The organism is Sphingomonas sp. CFBP9019, from assembly GCF_034045155.1.
GTDB lineage: Bacteria > Pseudomonadota > Alphaproteobacteria > Sphingomonadales > Sphingomonadaceae > Sphingomonas > Sphingomonas aerolata.
In genome coordinates this window covers 668,979-691,003 of the sequence record NZ_JAXCWK010000002.1, presented here as the reverse complement: position 1 = coordinate 691,003, position 22,025 = coordinate 668,979, and the positions used below count along the sequence as shown (strand labels likewise).

Here is a 22,025-nt window from a genome sequence, read left to right as displayed (position 1 = left end):
GGCCTATTCCGGCCTCGGCTCCGCGAAGATTATCGTGGGGGTCGGGGCCGCTCAATTTTCAGGGGACCGCGCATGGCTCGCCGCCGCCAGATCTACGAAGGCAAGGCCAAGATCCTCTACGAGGGTCCCGAGCCCGGCACGCTGATCCAGTATTTCAAGGACGACGCGACCGCGTTCAATGCCCAGAAAAAGGGCACGATCAACGGCAAGGGCGTGCTCAACAACCGGATTTCCGAGCACATCTTCACGCTGCTCGATCATATCGGCGTGCCGACGCACTTCATCCGCCGGCTTAACATGCGCGAGCAGCTGATCCGCCAGGTCGAGATCGTCCCGATCGAGGTCGTCGTGCGCAACGTCGCCGCGGGTTCGATCTCGAAGCGTCTTGGAATCGAGGAGGGCACCAAGCTGCCCCGCACGATCATCGAATATTACTACAAGGACGATGCACTCGGCGATCCGATGATCTCCGACGAGCATATCGCCGCGTTCGGCTGGGCGAGCCAGGAGGAGATGCACGACATCGCCGACCTCGCGATCCGCGTGAACGATTTCCTGTGCGGGCTGTTTGCCGGCGTCGGCATCCGCCTCGTCGACTTCAAGCTCGAATTCGGCCGCATCTTCGACAATGATTATGGCCGCATCATCCTCGCGGACGAGATCAGCCCCGATGGCTGCCGTCTGTGGGACATGGAAACCAACGAGAAGATGGACAAGGACCGCTTCCGCCGCGATCTCGGCGGCGAAGTCGAGGCCTATCAGGAGGTTGCACGCCGTCTTGGCCTGTTGCCCGAAGGTGGCGACAATTCGGTCCTCGACCTCGAAAAGCATCGCAAGAACCGGGGCAAGTAAATGAAACTCAAGGTTTTCGTGACACTCAAACCCGGCGTGCTCGACCCGCAGGGCCGCGCCATCCATCACGCACTCGGCAGCCTCGGCTTCGACGGCGTGCAGGACGTCCGCCAGGGTAAGCTGATCGAGCTGGAGGTCGCCGACGATACCGACGACGCGACGATCGACGGCATGTGCCGCAAGCTGCTCGCCAATACGGTGATCGAGAATTACCGGGTCGAGAAGGCATGAAGACCGCGGTCATCGTCTTCCCCGGCTCCAACTGCGACCGTGACATCGCCGTCGCGCTGGAAACGGTGACCGGCGTCAAGCCGACCATGGTCTGGCACGGCGACGCCGACCTGCCGGGCGATGTCGGGCTGGTCGCGGTGCCCGGCGGCTTCTCCTACGGCGATTACCTGCGCTCGGGCGCGATCGCCGCACGCTCGCCGATCATGCGCGCGGTCGTCGAGGAGGCGGGCAAGGGCCTGCCCGTGCTCGGCATCTGCAACGGCTTCCAGGTGCTGACCGAGGCGGGGCTCCTGCCCGGCGCGCTGATGCGCAACCAGGGGCTGAACTTCGTTTGCCGTGACGTCGCGCTGACTGTCGAGACGTCCTCGAGCCGCTTCACGTCTGGCTATAGCGCTGGCGAACACGTCTCCTTCCCGGTCGCGCATCATGACGGCAATTACTTCGCCGACACCGAGACGCTCGACCGCCTCGAAGGCGAAGGCCGCGTCGCCTTCCGCTATGCCGAGAGCGTCAACGGATCGGTGCGCAACATCGCTGGCCTGCTCAACGACAAGGGCAACGTGCTCGGCATGATGCCGCACCCCGAACGCCGGATCGAAGCGGCGCATGGCGGCACGGATGGCCGACGGCTGTTCGAAGGTCTGATGGAAGCCGTCAGCGCTTAATCGGGTTCGTCACCCTACCCCACCCCATCCGTTTGCCATGAGCGAAGTCGAAGGGCCTGAGACCCAGGTGCTTCGACTTCGCCCAGCACGAACGGGTGGGGGCGGAAGCGGATCGCATGCGACAGGCTCAAACCCGCGTCCGGAACGGCGAGAAGTCCGTCCCCTCGTCATACACATCGACCCCCTCGCGCCGCTTGAGCCACCCCACCGCGACATAGGTTAGCGGCGTCAGCAGCACCTCCCACGACACCTTCAGCGCGAACTGGCTGACCATCACCATCAGCATCGCCTCGACCGGCCAGTCGGGCGCGCCGTAAAAGGCCAGTGGATAGAAGATCAGGCTGTCGAACGCCTGCCCTACCACCGTGCTGCCGATCGTCCGCGTCCACAGCATGCGCCCCTTGGTCCAGATCTTCATCCGCGCGAGCACGAAGCTGTTGGCAAATTCGCCCACCCAGAACGCACAGATCGAGGCCAGCACGATCCGCGGAACCTGTCCGAACACCGACTCATACGCCGCCTGCCCCGTCCACCCCGCGTCCGGCGGCAGCGCGACGACCACCGTCGACATGAACACCATGAAGAGCATCGCGCCGAACCCGGCCCAGATGCAGCGGCGCGCGCGCGCATAGCCGTAGACTTCGGTCAGCACGTCGCCGATCACATAGCTGACCGGAAAGAACAGGATCCCCGCGCCGAACGGCCAGGCACCGATGAACGGCAGGTCGATCACCGCCCGCTTTCCCGCGCCGATGACGTTGGACAGCAGCAGGATCGTGACGAATGCCGCCATCACGAAATCGAAATAGCGGAACTGTTCGCTGCGCATGGCAGTGGCCGCCATGGGTTCGGGCGCGTCGTGATCCACGATATTCATCACGTCGTTATGATGACGGTTCCAAGCTCGTGCAATGCACGCTAATCGGAAGCCGTGCGCGCCCGTAGCTCAGTTGGATAGAGCAAGGAGCTTCTACCTCCTCGGTCGGGGGTTCGACTCCCTCCGGGCGCGCCAATTTTCCTAACGGTCTCGGCGATAGGTCGCGAGATAGGCGATCACGTCGGCGCGCTGCTGCGCATCGGACAGACCGGCAAAGCGCATCGTCGTCCCCGGCACCACACCCTGCGGTGCCCGCAGCCACGCATCGAGCCGCGCCGCATCCCAGCGCCCGCCCATCGCCTGTAACGCCGCGGTATAGGCAAAACGTGGTCGGCGTTGCGCGACGGGGCCGTCGACCACGTCGTAAAGATTGGGACCATCGGTATCCGGGGCGTCAGCACCGATCGTGTGGCAGGCCTTGCACTGAACGAACACGCGCGCACCCGCCACGGGGTCGCCCGTCAGCGTCCCGACCACCACCCGGCGTTCCACAGCGGCGGCATCCCGGCCATCGCCCGTCTGCTGGCATGCGCCGACGAGCATCAGCCCAAGTGTCACCCCGATCCTCCGCATGCCTTCGCTCCGATACCACCGGCCCGTCCGAACGGCCGCGCCCCCCGCCTAGCGCAGATTTTCGGGCGAAACGAGGCAGCGGCGTGACGAGCGGTGCTGTCAAGTTTCGCCGCCAATGCTAGCTTGTCGTCAGCGACGCAGTGCCGATACGGCATCGCGTCCTCGGCGCCCCGCCCGGATACGAGAGTGTCGCACGGACGGGCGGGGCGCCCCGTTCATTTTCAATTCACGACTGCTTGGCATAAGCCATGGGCAGAGGCGTTGCCGAGTATCGCGTAACCTTCAGCGCCCCGCCAGTTTTCAGTCACACGGGCCGGCGGGGCGCGCAGCACCATCCCTCCCCGCTTGGTCGGCATCGTTCGGTGCAGACCACACACAGCGCAATCGGGATCGCCGAATCGCAATTCGATCTCCAGATTTGTCCCGCAATCGGTCGGCACAACTTCCTTTCAAAAGTCTTGATACATCGCGGCATTCCGCCCATATCCGATCTGTCCGACGCGCTTCCCCAAGACAGCAGCGTCGGCGCTGGACTGCGGCCCGCACGAGTTATCCCCTTTTCTCGAGCGGGCCGATTCCTTCAGAAAGCGAAAGAAGACACGGACGCACGACCTATGTGCGTGAGCGCTGCGCGGCGTGCGTCAGTGCCGTTCGGGACCTGCTGCCACGGCGTCGGCGGCCCCCTGTACCGCATCCAGCCGGGCCTTGAGCGGATCCACGCCGTTGATCGCGCTCGCATCGGCCTGCAGCAGCTGCACGGCGCCCCGGCGTGCGTCGAAGGCCGGCCAGCGCGGCAGTTCTGAACCATTGGGATCGCCCTTCCGCACGAAATTGACGACATAGCGGTTGGCGAGCTGCGCGGCGCGGGCGTCCTGCGGGGTCAGCGCCGCGCCGTATTTCGCGGCAACCGTGTCGAAGAAATACGGGATGTCCGTGGCATGCGGTGCGCCCGACCAGTCCTTGCGCATCGACTGCGCGACATAGCCGAAGCGATAGAGATAGGCGGGCTGGCCCACGCGCTGCGTCTGCTGCGCGACGAGCCGCGCGGGTTCGTGCATCAGGCGGTCGCGTCCCACCTCGGGACCGATCGCGGCAAGCTCCTGCGTGCCCGCGGGATCATAGGCGGCGCGGGCGGCGTCGGCCTGCGCACCGAAGCTGGCGAACAGCCCCTCCTTGGACGTCTCGCCAAAGCCCGCGATATCCGCATCGGTGGTCCCGACCATCATCGGTACCGCCATCGCGGTCCCCCGCCGCATCGCCCCGTCGGTCGTGCCGACCACGACGCGGCCATCGACGATCGGTCCGCCCGCATAGGTCGGCACATCCACCGGGCCCCGATAGGCAAGGTTCAAGTCGCCGCGCACCTGCTCGGCGGGCAATGCGCGAAGCGCCGCGAGCGTTTCCGCCGCAGACTGTCCCGTAATGGCCTGAGTCGTCGCAAAGTTGACGCCGATCGTCTCGGCCGAAGGCCTGCCGCCCGCCTCACTGCGAAGCGGCACGCCACCGATCAGCGTGCGCCCGCCGCCCGACATCACGATCGCGCGCGCGAACAGGCCCTTTGCCATCGGCGATGCCATCAGGTTCAACACCGAAGCGCCCCCTGCCGATTCACCCATCAGCGTGACCTGCGCCGGATCGCCCCCGAATTTCGCGATGTTCGACCGCACCCATTGCAACGCCGCGATCTGGTCGAGCAGCGCATAGTTGCCGAGCGGTCCCTCGTTCGCCGCGCTCAGCGCGGGGTGCGCGAAGAAGCCGAACCGTCCGAGCCGGTAGTTGAAGCTGACGAACACGACGTCCTGCCGTGCGAACGCCGACCCGTCATAGACCGCAGGCGACGATCCGCCATTCACGAACCCGCCGCCATAGATCCAGACCAGCACGGGTTTCGGTGCCCCTGACGCCGCCGGACGCCAGACGTTGAGGACGAGACAATCCTCCGCCGGCGTCGTGCCGAGCGGCGCGGCGTCGCTCGGAAAGGGCAGCTGCATGCAGTCATGTCCGAAACGGTCCGCCGCGCGCACGCCCGACCATGTCTGCACCGGCTCCGGCGCCCGCCACCGCAAGGGGCCGACCGGCGGCGCTGCAAAGGGTATGCCCTTGAAGACTGCGACGCCTGCGGCCGTCGTGCCGGTCACCGAACCGCCCTCGACCTGGACCGCGGGCGTCACGCCCTGCGCCGCGCCTGTGCCCGGGACCATCGCGGCAACACACGTCATCGCGATCGCCAGCGTCGTCGACGCCCTCTGCATGCTCATCACCGCTCTCCCCCGGTCCTGCTTGTCTACGAGGGAATGGAACACCCGCGCCCATCCTGCAATCGGGGAAACCGCTCAGGCGAAGAGGCGCACGCCGCCCATGGGGCTCACTCCCACTCGATCGTGCCGGGCGGCTTCGACGTATAGTCGTAGGTGACGCGGTTGATGCCCTTGACCTCGTTGATGATCCGGGTCGCCACGCGCGGCAGGAAGTCGCCGGGGAACTGGAACGCCTGCGCGGTCATCCCGTCGGTCGACGTCACCGCGCGCAGGGCGAGGACGTTGTCGTAGGTTCGACCGTCGCCCATCACGCCCACGCTGCGCACGGGCAAGAGCACCGCGAACGCCTGCCAGATCGTGTCGTAGAGCCCCGCATTGCGGATCTCCTCGAGATAGATCGCATCCGCCTTGCGCAGGATGTCGCAGCGTTCCTTGGTAACTTCGCCGGGGATGCGGATCGCGAGGCCGGGTCCGGGGAACGGGTGGCGCCCGACGAAGATCTCCGGCAGCCCGAGCTCGCGACCCAGCACGCGGACCTCGTCCTTGAACAGCTCGCGCAAGGGCTCGACGAGCTTCATGTTCATGCGCTCAGGGAGACCACCGACATTGTGGTGGCTCTTGATCGTCACCGATGGCCCGCCCGTAAAGCTGACGCTCTCGATCACGTCGGGATAGAGCGTTCCCTGAGCCAGGAACTCCGCCCCGCCCAGCTTCTTGGCCTCGGCATCGAACACGTCGATGAAGGTCTTGCCGATGAACTTGCGCTTCAGCTCAGGGTCGGTGATGCCCGCGAGACCGCTGAGGAACAGCTCCTCCACGTTCACATGGATCAGCGGGATGTTGTAGGCACCGCGGAACAGGCTGACGACCTGCTCGCTCTCGCCCGCGCGCATCAGCCCGTGGTCGACATAGACGCAGGTGAGCTGCTCGCCGATCGCCTCATGGATCAGCACCGCCGCCACCGCCGAATCGACGCCGCCCGACAGGCCGCAGATGACGCGGCCCGTGCCGACCTGCGCGCGGATCTCGGCGATCTTGGTCTCGCGGAACTCGGCCATCGTCCAGTCGCCGCTGAGCCCGCAGACGTGCCGCGCGAAGTTCGCGATCAGCTTGCCGCCGTCGGGCGTGTGGACGACCTCGGGATGGAACTGCACGCCGTAGAAGCGCCGCGCCTCGTCGGCGACGATCGCATAGGGGGCACCGGTCGACACCGCGACGGGGGTGAAGCCCGGCGGGATCGCGTCGACCTTGTCGCCATGGCTCATCCAGACCTGATGCCGCTCGCCCTCGGCCCACAGCCCGTCGAACAACGCGCAAGGCGACTTCACCTCGACGAACGCGCTGCCGAATTCGCCGCCGTCACCCGAGACGATCACGTTGCCGCCGAGCTGTGCGGACATGACCTGCTGGCCGTAGCAGATGCCGAGGATCGGGATCCCCGCCTCGAAGAAATGCTGCGGCACCCGGGGGCTGTTCTCGGTCGTGACCGAGGCGGGGCCACCCGACAGGATGATCCCCTTTGGCTGCATCCGTTCGAACGCGGCCGCGGCGGACTGGAAGGGGGCGATCTCGCTATAGACGCCCGCCTCGCGCACGCGGCGGGCGATCAGCTGGGTTACCTGGCTGCCGAAATCGACGATGAGAATGCTGTCTGGGTGCTCCATGTCGGGCGCATAGCCGGATGGGACCCGTAACGAAAGAGGCCGCGCCTCCCGGATGGGAAACGCGGCCTGCAATTCGACTAACGAGAGGCGGGGATTATGCCGCTTCGTTGTAATCCTCGTCCGACATCACCGGACCCGAATCCTGGCCCTTCGCCGAGACGTCGCGGTCGACGAACTCGATGACCGCCATCGGCGAGGCGTCCGACATGCGGATGCCAGCCTTGATGACGCGGGTATAGCCGCCGTTGCGATCCGCATAGCGGGTCGCCAGAACGTCGAACAGCTTCACCAGCTGTGCATCGTCGAGCAGCTTGCCGTGCGCGAGACGACGGTTGGACAGGCCACCCTTCTTCGCGAGCGTGATCAGCTTCTCGATGTAGGGACGCAGTTCCTTCGCCTTGGCGACGGTGGTGGTGATCTGCTCGTGCTTGATGAGCGCGGCGCTCATGTTGCGGAACAGAGCAAGACGGTGGGCCGAGGTCCGTTGAAGCTTACGGCCGCCTACGCGATGGCGCATGTTTAATACCTTTTCGTTCGTTCAGGGGCCGTATGAGGTACCCGGGAGCTGGTGGGGACGGCGGCCCACCCGATTATCCGTCATCCCAGCGAAGGCTGGGATCCAGGGTAGAATACGGTGCCGTTCGTCATCCTGCCTTGAGTTAGGATAACGGACGGCTTCGCATTCAGCCCATGATTTCCTGCTCGAGCTTCTTGGCCATCTCTTCGATGTTCTCAGGCGGCCAGCCCGGGATTTCCATGCCCAGGCGAAGACCCATCGACGACAGCACTTCCTTGATCTCGTTCAAGGACTTGCGGCCGAAGTTAGGCGTCCGCAGCATCTCGGCTTCGGTCTTTCCGACCAGATCGCCGATATAGATGATGTTGTCGTTCTTGAGGCAGTTCGCCGAACGCACCGACAGCTCGAGCTCGTCGACCTTCTTGAGAAGGTACCGATTGATCTGCTGCGTGTCGCCTGCGGGCTCCGCACCACCGGCAGCGGGTGCTGCCTGGCCGATCGGGGCCGACGAACGGGTGACCGACGAATCGTCGAAGTGCACGAACAGCGCGAGCTGGTCCTGGAGAATGCGACCGGCATAGCCGACTGCGTCTTCCGGGGTGATCGTGCCGTCGGTTTCGATCGTCAGCGTCAGCTTGTCGTAATCCAGGTCCTGACCGACGCGGGTCGGGTCGACCTTGTACGAAACCTGACGTACCGGCGAGTAGAGCGCATCGACCGGGATCAGACCGATCGGCGCGTCGGCCGGGCGGTTTGCGGTCGCGGGCACGTAACCCTTACCGATGTCGGCGGTCAGCTCCATGTTGAGCGTTGCACCCTCATCGAGGTGGCAGATCACGAGATCCTTGTTCATGATCTCGATGTCGCCCGAGACGGCGATGTCGCCAGCCTTGACTTCACCCGGACCCGTTGCCGAGAGCTGGAGGCGCTTGGGCCCCTCGCCCTGCATGCGGATCGCGATCTGCTTCACGTTGAGGACGATGTCGGTCACGTCCTCGCGGACGCCGGCCAGAGACGAGAACTCATGCAGCACGTTCTCGATCTTGATCGAGGTCACGGCCGCGCCCTGCAGCGACGAAAGCAACACGCGACGCAGCGCGTTGCCGAGCGTCAGGCCGAAGCCACGCTCAAGCGGCTCGGCGATGAAGGTCGCCTTGCGCTTGGTGTCGCCACCGGCCTTTTTCTCCAGGCCGCTGGGCTTCTTGAGTTCCTGCCAGTTCTTTGCGTTGACAGACACTTGCTTCCCCTAATTTGGGGGCCGGCGGACAGGACGTCCACCGGCCATGAATATGCACCCGTGCCGCGCGATCAACCGCGCACGGGCAACGTCGGAGAAATCAGACGCGACGACGCTTCGAAGGACGAACGCCGTTGTGCGGGATCGAGGTCACGTCGCGGATCGACGTGATCTGGAAACCGACCGCCTGCAGCGCACGCAGTGCCGACTCGCGGCCCGAACCGGGGCCCTTCACTTCGACTTCGATCGTCCGGACGCCGTGCTCGGCGGCCTTCTTGCCGGCGTCTTCCGCTGCGACCTGCGCCGCGTACGGAGTCGACTTGCGCGAGCCCTTGAAGCCCATTGCGCCGGCCGACGACCACGAGATCGCGTTGCCCTGGGCATCGGTGATCGTGATCATGGTGTTGTTGAAGCTGGCATTCACGTGTGCGACGCCAGAGGTGATGTTCTTGCGCTCGCGCCGCTTAATGCGCTGAGGTTCGCGTGCCATGGTGTATTTCCTGACCTGTATCTGCGTGACGCCGGGCGGTCCCTCGGGACCAGCGCCGGCGGAGTAATCCGGTGTTGAGTCGGATTACTTCTTCTTGCCGGCGATCGGCTTGGCCTTGCCCTTGCGGGTGCGCGCATTGGTGTGCGTACGCTGGCCGCGGACCGGCAGGCCCTTGCGGTGACGAAGACCACGATAGCAGGCGAGATCCATCAGGCGCTTGATGTTCATCGACACCTGGCGACGCAGATCGCCTTCGACCGTGTAGTCGGCGTCGATCGCCTCACGGATATGCAGCACTTCCTGGTCGGTCAGGTCCTGGACTCGTGCGGTGTCGGCAATGCCGAGCTTCGCGACGATTTCCTTGGCCTTGGTCGAACCGATGCCGTGAATATAGGTCAGCGCGATTACCACGCGCTTGTTGGTCGGGATATTAACACCCGCGATACGTGCCATGAACTTGGTTCTCCTGCTCCACGAGGTCCGGCATGGCTGCACGGCCCTCATCTCCTAGCGATGATCCGAAACGCACGATAACGGCGAACGCAAAAGAGCGCCGCCGGGAACCGTCGTATCGGGGAGGTCGAATTAGGCGCGCGCTAACGAACTGTCAAGCCGCGGGTTCCGCCGCCCGCGTGATGCGCCCCTGCGATGCGTAAAGTGCGACCGCGTCAGGGCCGGGGCTCGGCCACCCGTCGCATCACGATCCAGCGCCGCAGCGCGACGACGAACCAGATCAGCTCGACCAGACCGAACGGCCATGCCCCCTGCAGGAAGCCATAGGCCGATCCGAACAGGCATCCAACGGCGAAGCCGAACGTCCACCAATGCGATCCCGATTCCTTGGCATAGCACAGCAGGGTGAAGGAGACCGCGGCAAGCCCGAAAAGCGAAAGTGCGTCCATCGGCCGCCTCTTGCCGCGTCCGCACGCACAAAGCCATCCCCGCGCGCGGTCAGACCGGCAGGACGATCCGCGCGACGAGGCCGGGCGCATTGTCACCCAGTTCGAACCGCCCGTCATGCAGCCGCGCGACCGCCTCGACCAGCGCCATGCCCAGCCCCGCCCCCGGGGTCGTGCGTGCGCTGTCGAGCCGCCCGAATCGCTTGAGCGCCTGTGCACGGTCCGCCACCGCGATCCCTGGCCCGCGATCCTCGACCTGGATCACGACGCCGTCACCGCGCTCGATCAGGCGCAGCGTTACCGTGCCACCACTGGCCCCATGCCGCAGCGCGTTGTCGATCATGTTGGTGATCGCCTGGCTCAGCAGTTCGCGGTGCAACGCCATGGCCGGAGGCCGATCGTCAATCGCCACGACGAAGCTCAGGCCCGCATCCTCGGCGACCGGGGCATAGAGCTCACCGATCTCCTCGAGCAGATTCGCAGGCGACACCTGGATGAACCGGTCGCGCGACACCGATCCAGACCGGCTGATCTCGATCACCATCGTCAGCATCCGCATGACGAGGTCGGTTTCCGTCAGCAGCCCGCCCAATGCCACTTCACGCGCGTCGGGGTCCGCGATCAGCACCGCCTGCTCGGTCTTGGTCCGCAACCGTGCCAACGGCGAGCGCAGGTCATGGGCCAGGCTGTCGGTCACGACGCGCAGCTCGGCCATCACCCCCTCAAGCTTGCTGAGCATGACGTTCAGCCGCGCGGCCAGCCGGTCGAACGCGTCACCGCCACCCGCGACCACGGCCACCCGGCGTGACAGGTCACCCTCGCCCGCGGCCTCGACGACACTCGCTATCCCGTCGAGACGCCGACCGACATAGCGCGCGAGCACGAGCCCCCCGACGATGCCGAGCGCGAGCGAGAGGGTGATGGCGAAGGCCAGCGCGCGCTCCATCGCACGTTCCTCCGCCGCGATCAGGTCGAGATTGCGGCCCGTCAGCAGCCATTGCCGGCCGATAGGATACAGGGCGTACCCCGTCTCGCGCGCATTCCACAACGCGTCGTCGCCAAGCCGGGCGATCCTGAAGCGGGTCATCCGCAGCGGCACGGTCAGCCGCGCAGGCGCGACTCCCTGGACGGTACGTCCGTCCGCGTCGACGAGCGCGAGTACCAGCGAGACGTCGCCGGGGCTGACCGCCTCGCCGATCGCCTGGCGCAGTTCGGGAATACCGCCGACCTGCCAGACGGTGCGCAGCGCATCAGACTGTTCGGTGGTCTCGCGCCGGATCGCATCGATCGCATCGGCGCTGGTCTGTTTCCAGACGAAGCCGATCAGCGCGAGGTTGGACACCAGCGACAGCATGATCGCGAGCAGCGCGATCCGCGCGGTGACCGACAACCGCATCGCGGTTCAGCCCTCCACGGCGAGCCGGTATCCTGCCCCGCGTACCGTATGGAGGATCGGCGTCGGGAACCCGTCCTCGAGCTTGCGCCGCAACCGCCCGATATGAACGTCGACGACGTTAGATCCTGGGTCAAAGTGATAGTTCCAGATCTTCTCGAGCATCATCGTCCGCGTCACGACCTGCCCCGCATGCCGGGCGAGGAATTCGAGCAGGTTGAATTCGCGCGCACCCAGCGGGATCGTGTGCCCGCCGCGCGACACGACGCGTGAAAGCAGGTCGATCTCGAGATCGCCGACCGACAGCTTGGTCTTTTGCGGATCGCTCGCGAGGCGGTCCGACCGGCGCACCAGCGCCTCGACGCGCGCCGACAGTTCCGCGAACGAGAAGGGCTTGCAGAGATAGTCGTCGGCCCCGGCCTTCAGCCCGTCGACCCGGTGATCGACCGCCGCGAGCGCGGAAAGGATGAGGACCGGGGTGACGATGCCGGCCGCGCGGACCGCGCTGACCATGGCGAGGCCGTCGAGCCCTGGCAGCATCCGGTCGGCGATGATGAGGTCGAAGATCCCCTCGCTGGCAAGAAACAGTCCGTCACGCCCATCGCCACAGGTCTCGACGGCGTAGCCCGCTTCGGTCAGTCCCTTTGCGAGATAGCTCGCGGTGGACACATCATCTTCGACTATCAGGATCTTGCGGTTCACGGCGTCATCGCTTTCCCCTATCCCATAACGGAAAGGCCGGCGGAAATCACTTCCCGCCGGCCCCCACGGTACCCCCGGGAGTGACGGGCACCGATCTCTGGAAACTCGCGCCGCTCTTTCGGGCGACACGTGTCTCTTAGGATCGGGCACTCGACAGGGGGATGACCCGAACATGACAAACCTGTCATGTTAGGGTCGGTGATCGTCTAATCAGTGGTCGTCGAGGATCGCCGCAATCGCGACGCCGACATGGCCGATGTCCGCCATCCCGTCGACGCGGCGCACGAGACCACGCGCATCGTAGATCGGCAGGATCGGCGCGGTCTTGGCGCGATATTCGGCCATCCGCGTCTTGACGGTTTCGGCATTGTCGTCGGGACGGCGCTTGAACTCGGTCGAGCCACACACGTCGCAGACCCCGGCAACCGCCGGCTGCTTGAACCGGTCGTGATAGCCGGCGCCGCAGTTCGCGCAGGTGTACCGGCCAACCACGCGGTCGATCAGTGCGGCTTCGTCGACACCAAGCTCGATCACATAGTCGAGCGTACGGCCCCGGGCTGCGAGCAGCCCGTCGAGCGCCTCGGCCTGGGCCGCGGTGCGCGGATAGCCGTCGAAGATCACGCCGTTTGCGGTATCGGGCTGGTCGAGCCGCTCGCCGATGATGCCCGACACGATGTCGTCGCTCACCAGGCCGCCGGCCGCCATCACGGCTTTCGCCTGAAGGCCGACGGGCGATTCCGCGGCGACCGCAGCGCGCAGCATGTCGCCGGTGGACAGCTGGACCATGCCGCGTTCGGCCACGAGCGTCGCGGCCTGCGTGCCCTTGCCCGCGCCTGGCGGGCCAAGAAGGATGATATTCACGAAACGCACTCCCCTCGTTCGTGCAGGATTATAAACCGGTAACCCCGCAACTTAGCGAAGTCGACCGCCCTTCAGCTTCGCCTTCTTGATCAGATCGCCATATTGATGCGCGAGCAGATGGCTCTGGATCTGTGTCACCGTATCCATCGTCACGTTGACGACGATCAGCAGGCTTGTGCCGCCGAGATAGAAGGGGATCGACAGCGCCGTGACCAGATATTCGGGCAGCAGGCAGATGATCGTCAGATAGGCGGCACCGATGACGGTGATGCGCGTCAGTACGTAATCGAAATAGTTCTCGGTGTTCTTGCCCGGACGGATGCCGGGGATGAACCCGCCATGCCGCTTCAGATTGTCCGCCGTCTCTTCGGGATTGAAGACGATCGCGGTGTAGAAGAACGAGAAGAAGATGATGCCGGCACCGTAGAGCAGCATGTACACGGGGCTGCCGTGCTGCAGATACTGGTTGAGGGTGATGATGAAATCGCCCCACTGCGACTCACCCGCGACGCGCTGTCCGGCGAACTGCGAGATCGTCAGCGGCATCAGCAGCAGCGACGAGGCGAAGATCGGCGGGATGACGCCCGCGGTGTTGATCTTCAGCGGCAGATGGCTGCGATCGGCCTGCATCCCGCGCTGCGTCTGGCGCTTGGGATACTGGATCAGGATGCGACGCTGCGCGCGCTCCATGAAGCAGATGAACAGGACGAGGAGGACGACCGCGACGATGATGCCGATCAGCTTGATCGGGTCGAGGCTGCCCGAACGGCCGCCCTCGAGCAAGTTCACCAGGGTCGTCGGCAGATGCGCGACGATGCCCGCCATGATGATCAGCGAGACGCCGTTGCCGATGCCGCGGCTGGTGATCTGCTCACCGAGCCACATCAGGAACATCGTGCCGCCGATCAGCGAGATGACCGCCGCGATGCGGAAGGTCATGCCCGGCTCGATCACCGCGGCGATGCCCTGGTTCGCGCCGAGCGTCTCGAGCCCGACGGCGATGAAATAGCCCTGCACCGCGGTCAGGCCGACCGTGCCGTAGCGGGTATACTGGTTCAGCCGCTTGCGGCCTGATTCGCCGTCCTTCTTGATCGCGGCAAGCGTGGGGCTCAGCGAGGTCGCGAGCTGCACCACGATCGAGGCGGTGATGTAGGGCATCACGCCGAGCGCGATCAGCGACATGCGGCTGAGCGAGCCACCCGAGAAGGTGTTGAAGAAGTCGAGCACGCCGCCCTGTGTCTGCTGCGACAACAGGCCCAGCGCGGTCGGGTCGACACCCGGCAACGGAACATAGCTGAGCAGGCGGAAGACGATCAGGGCGCCGATCGTGAACCACAACCGCTTCTTGAGATCGGTCGCCTTGGCGAATTTGGACAGGCTGACGCTTTGCGCCATCTGGTCGGCTGCGGATGCCATACGTGTGATCGTCCTGGAAACAAAGAAGGCGGGAAGCGTTGTGACCGCCCCCGCCGCTCATATAGGCGCAGGAGCGCGCTTGTCTAATGCCTAGGTGCGTTATGCGAGCCCGAGGGGCGCTCGGTCGCCCCCTGCCCCGTTCGTCCTGCGCGAAGTCGAAGGACGTTGCCCCAGGTGACGTACCCTTCGACTACGCTCAGGGCGAACGGAGGAAGGGTGGTCCTGAAAAACGGGCGGGTCGAAAGCGGGCGACAGGAAGCCGCCAGGTCAGGCATATAAAAAAAAGGGGCCGGCGCTCTCGCACCCGCCCCCTTTCTCGTTCGACTCAGGCCTTGAACGACGCCTTGTGCGCCGCACGCTCCTTGTACTTCACGCCCTTCTTGGCGGCAGCCTTCTCGGCTGCGGGGACGAAGTGGATCACCTCGACCTTGCCGCCGATCTTCTCGACCGCCTCGATCGCGCCCTTCGACGCGCCGTCGACGGTGAACGAGAGGACCGTGGTCAGCTCGCCCTTGGCGAGGAGGCGGACGCCGTCCTTGCCACCGCGTGCGAGGCCAGCGGCCTTGAGCGCGTTGTGGTCGAGCGTGGCGTTCGCCTCGATCTTGCCGGCATCAACCGCGAGCTGGATCGCGCCGAGGTTGACCTCTGCGAAGTCCTTGCGGAAGATGTTGTTGAAGCCGCGCTTAGGCAGACGCATGTGGAGCGGCATCTGGCCGCCTTCGAAGCCGGCGATGGACACGCCCTCACGGCTCTTCTGGCCCTTCTGGCCGCGGCCGCCGGTCTTGCCCTTGCCCGAGCCGATGCCGCGTCCGACGCGCATCTTGGACTTACGGGCACCTTCGTTATCGCGGAGTTCGTTGAGCTTCATGGTAATGCACTCGCTTTCGCTTGTTACGCGCTGGTTGAAAAACCGGGTTGGATTCTGGAATAAGAAAGGGGGCCGTTAGCCCCCTTTCCCGTATTTGTCACGTGGGTCGTGAAGGCTCAGCCTTCGACCGACACCATGTGCTGCACCTTGCGGATCATGCCGCGGACCTCTGGGCTGTCTTCCAGCTCGCGGGTCTTGTGCATCTTGTTCAGACCGAGACCGACCAGCGTTGCGCGCTGGTCCTTCTCGCGGCGGATCGGCGAACCGGTCTGCGTGATCTTGATGGTAGCCATGATCGCTTACTCCGTGATCGCAGCTGCATCGGCCTCGGCGGTCTTCGAACCACCATGGCCGAGCAGGTCGGCGATCTTCTTGCCGCGACGCTGTGCGACGGCCTTGGGCGAGGTCTGCTCGCCAAGGGCTTCGAACGTTGCGCGGATCATGTTGTAGGGGTTCGACGTGCCGACCGACTTGGTCACGACGTCTGCGACACCCAGCGACTCGAAGACGGCGCGCATCGGGCCACCGGCGATGATGCCCGTACCCTGAGGCGCCGACCGCAGCGTGACCTTGCCGGCACCGAAGTGACCGTTGCCGTCATGATGCAGCGTGCGACCGTCCTTGAGCGGAACGCGAACCATCTTCTTCTTGGCAGCTGCCGTCGCCTTCGAAATGGCTTCCGGCACTTCGCGTGCCTTGCCATGACCGAAGCCTGCACGGCCCTTGCCGTCGCCGACGACGACGAGTGCTGCAAAGCCGAAGCGCTTGCCGCCCTTGACCGTCTTCGAGACGCGGTTGATGTGCACCAGCTTCTCGATCAGCTCTTCGCCGCCATCGTCCGAACCCGGACGACCGCCACGATTGTCACGACCGCCACGACCGCCATCGCGACCACCACGGTTGCCACCGGGGCCACCGCCACGGTTGCCGCCGGGGCCACCACGACCGCCACCGCCGCCGCCACCCGGACGACCACGGCCACCGCCGCTGTTGCCCTGGTATCCGGTGCTCTGGGGCACGTTCTGAGCCGTGACGTCCTGTGCGGTCGTCTCGGGTGCGATTACCGCTGGCGTGTTGTTTTCGTCAGCCATGTCTTAGAACTCCAATCCGGCTTCGCGCGCGGCATCGGCAAGAGCCTTCACGCGACCGTGGTAGAGGAAGCCGCCGCGATCGAACACGACCTGGGTCACGCCCGCTGCCTTGGCAGCCTCGGCGACGCGCTTGCCGACCGAAGTCGCCGCGTCGATGTTGGCGCCGGACGTGCCGCGCACGTCCTTCTCCAGCGTCGAGGCCGAAGCGACCGTCGTGCCGGCGGCATCGTCGATCACCTGGGCATAGATGTGCTTGCCCGAGCGATGCACGGACAGGCGAGGACGGGTGCCCGCGCGTGCGCGCAGCGCGGTACGGTTGCGGCGACGCCGCTTGGCGAAAAGAGAAAGTCCCTTGGTCATTACTTCTTCTTCCCTTCCTTGCGGAAGATGAACTCGCCGTCGTACTTGATGCCCTTGCCCTTGTACGGCTCGGGCTTGCGCCACTGACGAATCTCCGCGGCCAGCTGGCCAACCATCTGCTTGTCCGAACCCGAGATCTCGATCGTCGTGTTGTCCGGCGTCTTCACCTCGATGCCCTCGGGCACGTCGATGTTGACGTCATGGCTGTAGCCGAGCTGCAGCTTGAGGTTGCGACCCTGGGCTGCGGCACGATAGCCGACGCCGCTGATCAGCAGCTTCTTGGTGAAGCCTTCCGACACGCCGGTGACCAGGTTCTGCACCATGGTCCGCTGCATGCCCCAGAACGCGCGAGCGCGCTTGGTGTCGTTGGCCGGCTGCACCGAAATGCCGCCGTCTTCGATCGTGTAGCTGATCTCGTCGCGCAGCGGCATCTTCAGGGTCCCCTTGGGGCCCTTCATCGTCAGCTGCTTGCCCTCGATCGTCGGCGTGATGCCCGCCGGTACGGTGACCGGCTTCTTACCAATACGGCTCATCAGAACACCTCCGCGAGGACTTCGCCGCCGACGTTCTGCTCACGTGCTTCGGAATCCGAAAGCACGCCGCGGGGCGTCGAGACGATGGTGATGCCGAGGCCGTTGCGGACGCGGGGAAGTTCCTGCGAACCGGAATAGACGCGACGGCCGGGCTTCGAGACGCGCGCGACATGCTTGATCGCAGGCTGGCCCTCGAAATACTTCAGCTCGATGCGAAGGCCGGCCGCGGGGCCCATCTGCTCTTCGCTATAGCCACGGATATAGCCTTCGCGCTGCAGAACGTCGAGCACGCGGACGCGCAGCTTCGACGCCGGAGTCAGGACGGAGTCCTTCTTCGCGCGCTGGCCATTACGGATACGGGTGAGCAAATCACCCAGGGGATCGGTCACTGCCATGATGTAGTCCTTACCAGCTCGACTTCGTGACGCCGGGGATCAGGCCCTTGTTGGCCAGATCGCGCAGCTGAATACGGCAGAGCCGGAACTTGCGGTAATAAGCGCGCGGGCGACCGGTCAGCTCGCACCGGTTACGGATGCGGGTCGGGTTCGCGTTGCGCGGGATTGCCGCCATCTTGAGGCGAGCGATCAGACGCTCACCATCGTCGAGCGTCTTGTCCGCTGCGATTGCCTTCAGTGCCGCGTACTTCGGGGCATACTGCTTGACCATGCGCTTGCGGCGCTCGTTCTTGTTGACTGAACTCAGTTTCGCCATCGACTTAAGTTCTTTCTTTCCTGAAGCGCCGCCCGTGACACGAGGTCAGGGGCGGCGGTTGGTAGTTAAGCTGCCTTCTTCTCGTCGGCAGCGTCGTCTTCGATCGGGAACGGGAAGCCGAAGAGACGGAGAAGCTCGCGAGCCTCGTCGTCGGTCTTGGCGGTCGTCGTCACGATCACATCCATGCCGCGGACCTTGTCGACCCGGTCATAGCTGATTTCTGGGAACACGATCTGCTCCTTGATACCGCAGGCATAGTTGCCACGGCCATCGAAGCTCTTCGGGTTGAGACCGCGGAAATCGCGGACGCGGGGAAGAGCGATCGTGATGAAACGGTCGAGAAACTCGTACATGCGCTCGCGGCGAAGGGTAACCTTCACGCCGATCGGCATGCCCTCACGCAGCTTGAACTGCGCGATCGACTTCTTGGCCTTGGTCACGACGGGCTTCTGGCCGGCAATCAGCTCCATTTCCTGGGCTGCCTGGTCGACCTTCTTCTTGTCCTGCGTCGCTTCGCCGACACCCATGTTCAGCACGATCTTGTCGATCCGGGGGATCTCCATGACGTTCTTGTAGCCGAACTTCTCGGTCATCGCCTTGATGATCGTCTCATCATACATCTTCCGCATGCGCGGCGTGTAGGCAGCCTCGGTGCCAGCGGCGGTGTTCTGATCAACCATTGATCTTCTCCCCGGTCTTGACGGCCACGCGGACCTTCTTGCCATCCTGCTCCTCGAAGCGGACGCGGGTCGGCTTGCCGTCGGCGGTCACGTGCGCGACCTTCGAGACGTGCATCGGTGCTTCCTTGCGGACCAGGCCACCCTGCGGGTCACCCTGGGTCGGCTTGGTGTGGCGCACGGCGATGTTCACGCCCGAGACCACGACCTTGTCGGTCTTCGGCATCGACATCGTGACTTCGCCGGTCTTACCCTTGTCCTTGCCGGACAGGACGATGACCTTGTCACCCTTCTTAATACGCTGGCTCGCCATTACAGCACCTCCGGCGCAAGGCTGATGATCTTCATGTGCTTCTTGCCACGCAGCTCGCGAACGACTGGGCCGAAGATACGGGTGCCGATCGGCTCCTCGTTCTTGTTGACCAGCACCGCGGCGTTGCCGTCGAAGCGGATGACCGTACCGTCTGCACGGCGGATATCCTTGGCGGTACGTACGATCACCGCGCGGTGAACGTCGCCCTTCTTCACGCGGCCCCGTGGCTGCGCTTCCTTGATGCTGACGACGATGATGTCGCCAACGCCTGCAACACGACGCTTGGAACCCCCAAGCACCTTGATGCACTGCACCCGCTTCGCGCCGCTGTTGTCAGCGACGTCGAGATTGGACTGCATCTGGATCATGGATCCGTATCCCTTCTCTGTCTCTGGGGTCGATACCGACCGAACCCCGCCTAAAAAATCACCCCGCCGCGGACGAATCCGCAACGGGGAGGAGCGGCCGCTTAGCCGTTCCCGTTTACGAAAACAAGAGCGCAGGGAGTTGCCCCCCTGCCCTCATGTTTGATTCAGCCCTCGGCCGAAGCCCGCTCCGGCGTCGCGTGGGTGTTGACCCGCTCGATCACCTTCCAGGTCTTCAGCTTGGAGATCGGTGCGGTCTCTTCGATCCGCACGGTCTCGCCCTGCTTGAACTCGTTGCTCTCGTCATGAGCATGATACTTCTTCGAGCGACGGATGATCTTCCCGTAGAGCGGGTGCTTCACCTTACGCTCGACGTTCACGACCACCGTCTTGTCGCCCTTGTCGGACACGACCAGACCGGTCAGCACGCGCTTCGGCATGATGTGTTCCTTACTTCGCGGCGTCAGCGCTGGTGCGCTGAGCCTGCAGGGTCTTGATGCGAGCGATGTCGCGGCGGACCTCACGAACGCGGCTCGGCTTTTCGAGCTGGTTCGTGGCGGCCTGGAAGCGCAGGTTGAACTGCTCGCGCTTCAGTTCGCCAAGCGACTCCGACAGCTGGTCGTCGCTCTTGGCCTTCATGTCGTCGATACGAGCCATGATCTTACTCGCCTCCCAGATGCGAGGTGTCGCCCAGGCGGGCAACGACCTTTACCTTGATCGGCAGCTTCATGGCCGCCCGCTCGAACGCCTCGGCGGCGATCTTGCCGTCGACGCCGTCGAGCTCGAACAGGATCCGACCCGGCTTGACTCGAGCGGCCCAATATTCCGGCGCGCCCTTGCCCTTACCCATGCGGACTTCGGCTGGCTTTCCCGAGACCGGAAGGTCTGGGAAAATGCGGATCCACAAACGCCCCTGGCGCTTCATGTGACGCGTGATCGCGCGGCGGGCCGCCTCGATCTGACGTGCGGTGATCCGGTCGGGCTCCATGGCCTTCAGGCCGTAGGAGCCGAAATTGAGCGAGAAGCCACTCTTGGCGTCGCCCGAAATCTTGCCCTTGAAGGCCTTCCGGAACTTGGTCTTTTTTGGTTGCAGCATGTCTGTTCCTGCCCCTTAGCGACGATCGTCGCGCTGCGGCCGCACGCCGGAGGTCTGAGCCTCCATCATGATGCGGTCGTACGACGTCGGATCGTTGCCGAGAATCTCGCCCTTGAAGACCCAGACCTTCACGCCGCAAACGCCGTAAGACGTGTGCGCCGTAGCCTCGGCATAATCGATGTTCGCGCGCAGCGTGTGCAACGGAACCCGACCCTCACGATAGCTCTCCGACCGTGCGATCTCGGCGCCGCCAAGACGGCCGCCGCAGTTCACGCGGATGCCTTCGGCACCGAGACGCATCGCCGACTGAACCGCACGCTTCATGGCGCGACGGAAGGCGATACGACGCTCGAGCTGATCGGCGATGCCCTGCGCGACGAGACGCGCATCGACTTCCGGCTTGCGGATCTCGACGATGTTCAGCGACACGGTCGACGACGTCATCTTGCCGATCGTCGAACGCAGCTTCTCGATGTCCGCACCCTTCTTGCCGATGATCACGCCGGGGCGTGCAGCGAAGATGGAGATGCGGGCCAGCTTGGCCGGACGCTCGATCACAACCTTGGAGATCGCGGCCTGCGGCAGCGTCTTCATGATATATGCGCGGATCTTAAGATCCTCGAGCAGGAGCCGACCATAGTCGGCGCCTTCGGCGTACCAGCGGCTATCCCAGGTACGGTTGATCTGCAGACGCAGACCGATGGGGTTGCTCTTCTGACCCATTATGCTTCTTCCTGCTCGCGCACGACGATGCGCAGACGGCTGAATGGCTTGAGGATGCGGGTCGACTTGCCGCGGCCGCGGGTCGCGAAGCGCTTCATCGTGATCGACTTGCCAACCGATGCCTCGGCGACGACCAGCGAGTCGACGTCGAGGTTGTGGTTGTTCTCCGCATTGGCGATGGCCGAGGCCAGCACCTTGCGGGCTTCGATCGCCATGCCCTTGGTCGAGAAGGCGAGGATGTTCATCGCATCGCCGACCTTCTTGCCACGGATGAGCGCAGCCACGAGGCCGAGCTTCTGTGCGGAACCGCGGATCTGCGTACCGACCGAAAGCGCCTCGTTGTCCGCGACCTTGCGCGGGCTGAATTGCTTAGACATCAGCGCTTGCCCTTCTTGTCGGCGGAGTGGCCGGGGAAGTAGCGCGTGGGCGCGAACTCGCCCAGCTTCATCCCGACCATGTCCTCGTTGACCGAGACCGGCACGAACTTGCGGCCGTTATAGACGTTGAACGTGAGGCCCACGAACGACGGCAGGATCGTCGAGCGACGCGACCAGGTCTTGATCGGCGAACGCGCGTTGGTGTCCTGGGCGGTTTCTGCCTTCTTGAGCAGATGAAGGTCCACGAACGGACCCTTCCAGACTGAACGAGCCATG

32 protein-coding genes and 1 tRNA gene are annotated in these 22,025 nt (G+C 64.6%); 4 read left to right on the top strand and 29 right to left on the bottom strand.

All coding sequences use genetic code 11. From position 1 onward, the window contains the following. Positions 1 to 72 precede the first annotated feature (72 nt). From purC to purQ, 3 genes are read left to right on the top strand one after another with little or no spacing between them, the layout of a single operon-like run. Positions 73 to 852, top strand: a complete 780-nt coding sequence (gene purC / locus SOM18_RS07285) for a phosphoribosylaminoimidazolesuccinocarboxamide synthase (RefSeq protein ID WP_031396310.1) — start codon at positions 73 to 75, stop codon at positions 850 to 852. Continuing rightward, complete coding sequence (gene purS / locus SOM18_RS07280) at positions 853 to 1,083, top strand: phosphoribosylformylglycinamidine synthase subunit PurS (protein ID WP_031439802.1); 231 nt, start codon at positions 853 to 855, stop codon at positions 1,081 to 1,083. After that, a complete protein-coding gene (gene purQ / locus SOM18_RS07275) occupies positions 1,080 to 1,748 on the top strand; it encodes a phosphoribosylformylglycinamidine synthase subunit PurQ (RefSeq protein WP_031439801.1) in 669 nt (222 codons plus the stop codon). Before purS ends, purQ begins: the two co-directional genes overlap by 4 nt. Positions 1,749 to 1,875: 127 nt before the next feature. Here purQ and SOM18_RS07270 read toward each other — a convergent pair whose 3' ends face one another. After that, complete coding sequence (locus SOM18_RS07270; protein ID WP_031439800.1) at positions 1,876 to 2,592, bottom strand: queuosine precursor transporter; 717 nt, start codon at positions 2,590 to 2,592, stop codon at positions 1,876 to 1,878. A gap of 91 nt (positions 2,593 to 2,683) precedes the next feature. Between SOM18_RS07270 and SOM18_RS07265 the strand changes: the two genes are divergently transcribed. Further along, positions 2,684 to 2,760 (top strand) — tRNA-Arg (locus SOM18_RS07265). Between the two features lie 6 nt (positions 2,761 to 2,766). On the opposite strand, the gene SOM18_RS07260 is transcribed toward SOM18_RS07265, so the two are convergent. The 28 genes from SOM18_RS07260 to rpsS form a co-directional block, all read right to left on the bottom strand. Further along, positions 2,767 to 3,198: a c-type cytochrome gene (locus SOM18_RS07260; protein ID WP_081874171.1), complete on the bottom strand. Its 432-nt coding sequence runs from the start codon at positions 3,196 to 3,198 to the stop codon at positions 2,767 to 2,769. Positions 3,199 to 3,839: 641 nt separating this feature from the next. Beyond that, the gene (locus SOM18_RS07255) at positions 3,840 to 5,456 is read right to left on the bottom strand and encodes a carboxylesterase/lipase family protein (protein ID WP_031439108.1); all 1,617 of its coding nucleotides are present in this window, start codon (positions 5,454 to 5,456) and stop codon (positions 3,840 to 3,842) included. A gap of 107 nt (positions 5,457 to 5,563) precedes the next feature. After that, positions 5,564 to 7,120, bottom strand: a complete 1,557-nt coding sequence (gene guaA, locus SOM18_RS07250; RefSeq protein WP_031439109.1) for a glutamine-hydrolyzing GMP synthase — start codon at positions 7,118 to 7,120, stop codon at positions 5,564 to 5,566. A 94-nt stretch (positions 7,121 to 7,214) separates the two neighbouring features. Next, entirely contained in the window at positions 7,215 to 7,637 is a 423-nt protein-coding gene (gene rplQ / locus SOM18_RS07245) for a 50S ribosomal protein L17 (RefSeq protein WP_031395235.1), read from the bottom strand. Between the two features lie 166 nt (positions 7,638 to 7,803). After that, complete coding sequence (locus SOM18_RS07240; RefSeq protein WP_031395236.1) at positions 7,804 to 8,874, bottom strand: DNA-directed RNA polymerase subunit alpha; 1,071 nt, start codon at positions 8,872 to 8,874, stop codon at positions 7,804 to 7,806. A gap of 100 nt (positions 8,875 to 8,974) precedes the next feature. Beyond that, on the bottom strand, positions 8,975 to 9,364 hold the full coding sequence (gene rpsK / locus SOM18_RS07235; protein ID WP_031395237.1) for a 30S ribosomal protein S11: 390 nt from the start codon (positions 9,362 to 9,364) through the stop codon (positions 8,975 to 8,977). A gap of 84 nt (positions 9,365 to 9,448) precedes the next feature. Beyond that, positions 9,449 to 9,817: a 30S ribosomal protein S13 gene (gene rpsM, locus SOM18_RS07230; RefSeq protein WP_031395238.1), complete on the bottom strand. Its 369-nt coding sequence runs from the start codon at positions 9,815 to 9,817 to the stop codon at positions 9,449 to 9,451. Between the two features lie 215 nt (positions 9,818 to 10,032). Then, positions 10,033 to 10,266 (bottom strand): hypothetical protein, encoded by a 234-nt coding sequence (locus SOM18_RS07225; protein ID WP_031395239.1) that lies wholly within the window; start codon positions 10,264 to 10,266, stop codon positions 10,033 to 10,035. Positions 10,267 to 10,315: 49 nt separating this feature from the next. After that, on the bottom strand, positions 10,316 to 11,659 hold the full coding sequence (locus SOM18_RS07220) for a sensor histidine kinase (RefSeq protein WP_031439110.1): 1,344 nt from the start codon (positions 11,657 to 11,659) through the stop codon (positions 10,316 to 10,318). A gap of 6 nt (positions 11,660 to 11,665) precedes the next feature. Beyond that, positions 11,666 to 12,358 carry a response regulator transcription factor gene (locus SOM18_RS07215; protein WP_031395241.1) on the bottom strand — a complete coding sequence of 231 codons (693 nt, stop codon included), beginning with the start codon at positions 12,356 to 12,358 and terminating at the stop codon, positions 11,666 to 11,668. 210 nt (positions 12,359 to 12,568) lie between these two features. Beyond that, positions 12,569 to 13,219, bottom strand: coding sequence for an adenylate kinase (locus SOM18_RS07210; protein ID WP_320481486.1), 651 nt, complete (start codon positions 13,217 to 13,219; stop codon positions 12,569 to 12,571). A 51-nt stretch (positions 13,220 to 13,270) separates the two neighbouring features. Continuing rightward, a complete protein-coding gene (gene secY, locus SOM18_RS07205) occupies positions 13,271 to 14,635 on the bottom strand; it encodes a preprotein translocase subunit SecY (RefSeq protein ID WP_031393745.1) in 1,365 nt (454 codons plus the stop codon). Between the two features lie 325 nt (positions 14,636 to 14,960). After that, positions 14,961 to 15,503 carry a 50S ribosomal protein L15 gene (gene rplO, locus SOM18_RS07200; RefSeq protein WP_031393746.1) on the bottom strand — a complete coding sequence of 181 codons (543 nt, stop codon included), beginning with the start codon at positions 15,501 to 15,503 and terminating at the stop codon, positions 14,961 to 14,963. Positions 15,504 to 15,619: 116 nt separating this feature from the next. Further along, positions 15,620 to 15,796 carry a 50S ribosomal protein L30 gene (rpmD, locus tag SOM18_RS07195; RefSeq protein ID WP_031393747.1) on the bottom strand — a complete coding sequence of 59 codons (177 nt, stop codon included), beginning with the start codon at positions 15,794 to 15,796 and terminating at the stop codon, positions 15,620 to 15,622. 6 nt (positions 15,797 to 15,802) lie between these two features. Next, entirely contained in the window at positions 15,803 to 16,594 is a 792-nt protein-coding gene (gene rpsE, locus SOM18_RS07190; protein WP_043156692.1) for a 30S ribosomal protein S5, read from the bottom strand. Between the two features lie 3 nt (positions 16,595 to 16,597). Continuing rightward, positions 16,598 to 16,954, bottom strand: a complete 357-nt coding sequence (rplR, locus tag SOM18_RS07185) for a 50S ribosomal protein L18 (RefSeq protein WP_031393749.1) — start codon at positions 16,952 to 16,954, stop codon at positions 16,598 to 16,600. Beyond that, positions 16,954 to 17,487 carry a 50S ribosomal protein L6 gene (gene rplF / locus SOM18_RS07180; RefSeq protein ID WP_031393750.1) on the bottom strand — a complete coding sequence of 178 codons (534 nt, stop codon included), beginning with the start codon at positions 17,485 to 17,487 and terminating at the stop codon, positions 16,954 to 16,956. Before rplF ends, rplR begins: the two co-directional genes overlap by 1 nt. Continuing rightward, on the bottom strand, positions 17,487 to 17,882 hold the full coding sequence (gene rpsH, locus SOM18_RS07175) for a 30S ribosomal protein S8 (RefSeq protein WP_031393751.1): 396 nt from the start codon (positions 17,880 to 17,882) through the stop codon (positions 17,487 to 17,489). The genes rplF and rpsH overlap by 1 nt, the downstream gene beginning before the upstream one ends. 10 nt (positions 17,883 to 17,892) lie before the next feature. Further along, positions 17,893 to 18,198: a 30S ribosomal protein S14 gene (gene rpsN, locus SOM18_RS07170; RefSeq protein WP_031393752.1), complete on the bottom strand. Its 306-nt coding sequence runs from the start codon at positions 18,196 to 18,198 to the stop codon at positions 17,893 to 17,895. A 65-nt stretch (positions 18,199 to 18,263) separates the two neighbouring features. Then, positions 18,264 to 18,878, bottom strand: coding sequence for a 50S ribosomal protein L5 (gene rplE / locus SOM18_RS07165; RefSeq protein WP_042466294.1), 615 nt, complete (start codon positions 18,876 to 18,878; stop codon positions 18,264 to 18,266). Then, entirely contained in the window at positions 18,871 to 19,188 is a 318-nt protein-coding gene (gene rplX / locus SOM18_RS07160) for a 50S ribosomal protein L24 (RefSeq protein WP_031439112.1), read from the bottom strand. The genes rplE and rplX overlap by 8 nt, the downstream gene beginning before the upstream one ends. Beyond that, on the bottom strand, positions 19,188 to 19,556 hold the full coding sequence (rplN, locus tag SOM18_RS07155) for a 50S ribosomal protein L14 (protein ID WP_031393755.1): 369 nt from the start codon (positions 19,554 to 19,556) through the stop codon (positions 19,188 to 19,190). The genes rplX and rplN overlap by 1 nt, the downstream gene beginning before the upstream one ends. 164 nt (positions 19,557 to 19,720) lie before the next feature. Then, complete coding sequence (gene rpsQ, locus SOM18_RS07150) at positions 19,721 to 19,993, bottom strand: 30S ribosomal protein S17 (protein ID WP_031393756.1); 273 nt, start codon at positions 19,991 to 19,993, stop codon at positions 19,721 to 19,723. A gap of 10 nt (positions 19,994 to 20,003) precedes the next feature. Continuing rightward, positions 20,004 to 20,210, bottom strand: coding sequence for a 50S ribosomal protein L29 (gene rpmC / locus SOM18_RS07145; RefSeq protein ID WP_031393757.1), 207 nt, complete (start codon positions 20,208 to 20,210; stop codon positions 20,004 to 20,006). A gap of 4 nt (positions 20,211 to 20,214) precedes the next feature. Beyond that, the gene (gene rplP, locus SOM18_RS07140; RefSeq protein ID WP_031393758.1) at positions 20,215 to 20,649 is read right to left on the bottom strand and encodes a 50S ribosomal protein L16; all 435 of its coding nucleotides are present in this window, start codon (positions 20,647 to 20,649) and stop codon (positions 20,215 to 20,217) included. A 15-nt stretch (positions 20,650 to 20,664) separates the two neighbouring features. Then, positions 20,665 to 21,372, bottom strand: a complete 708-nt coding sequence (rpsC, locus tag SOM18_RS07135) for a 30S ribosomal protein S3 (RefSeq protein ID WP_031393759.1) — start codon at positions 21,370 to 21,372, stop codon at positions 20,665 to 20,667. Then, positions 21,372 to 21,749: a 50S ribosomal protein L22 gene (rplV, locus tag SOM18_RS07130; protein ID WP_320481485.1), complete on the bottom strand. Its 378-nt coding sequence runs from the start codon at positions 21,747 to 21,749 to the stop codon at positions 21,372 to 21,374. The genes rpsC and rplV overlap by 1 nt, the downstream gene beginning before the upstream one ends. Further along, positions 21,749 to 22,024 (bottom strand): 30S ribosomal protein S19, encoded by a 276-nt coding sequence (gene rpsS, locus SOM18_RS07125; protein ID WP_031393761.1) that lies wholly within the window; start codon positions 22,022 to 22,024, stop codon positions 21,749 to 21,751. The genes rplV and rpsS overlap by 1 nt, the downstream gene beginning before the upstream one ends. Between the last annotated feature and the right edge of the window lies 1 nt (position 22,025).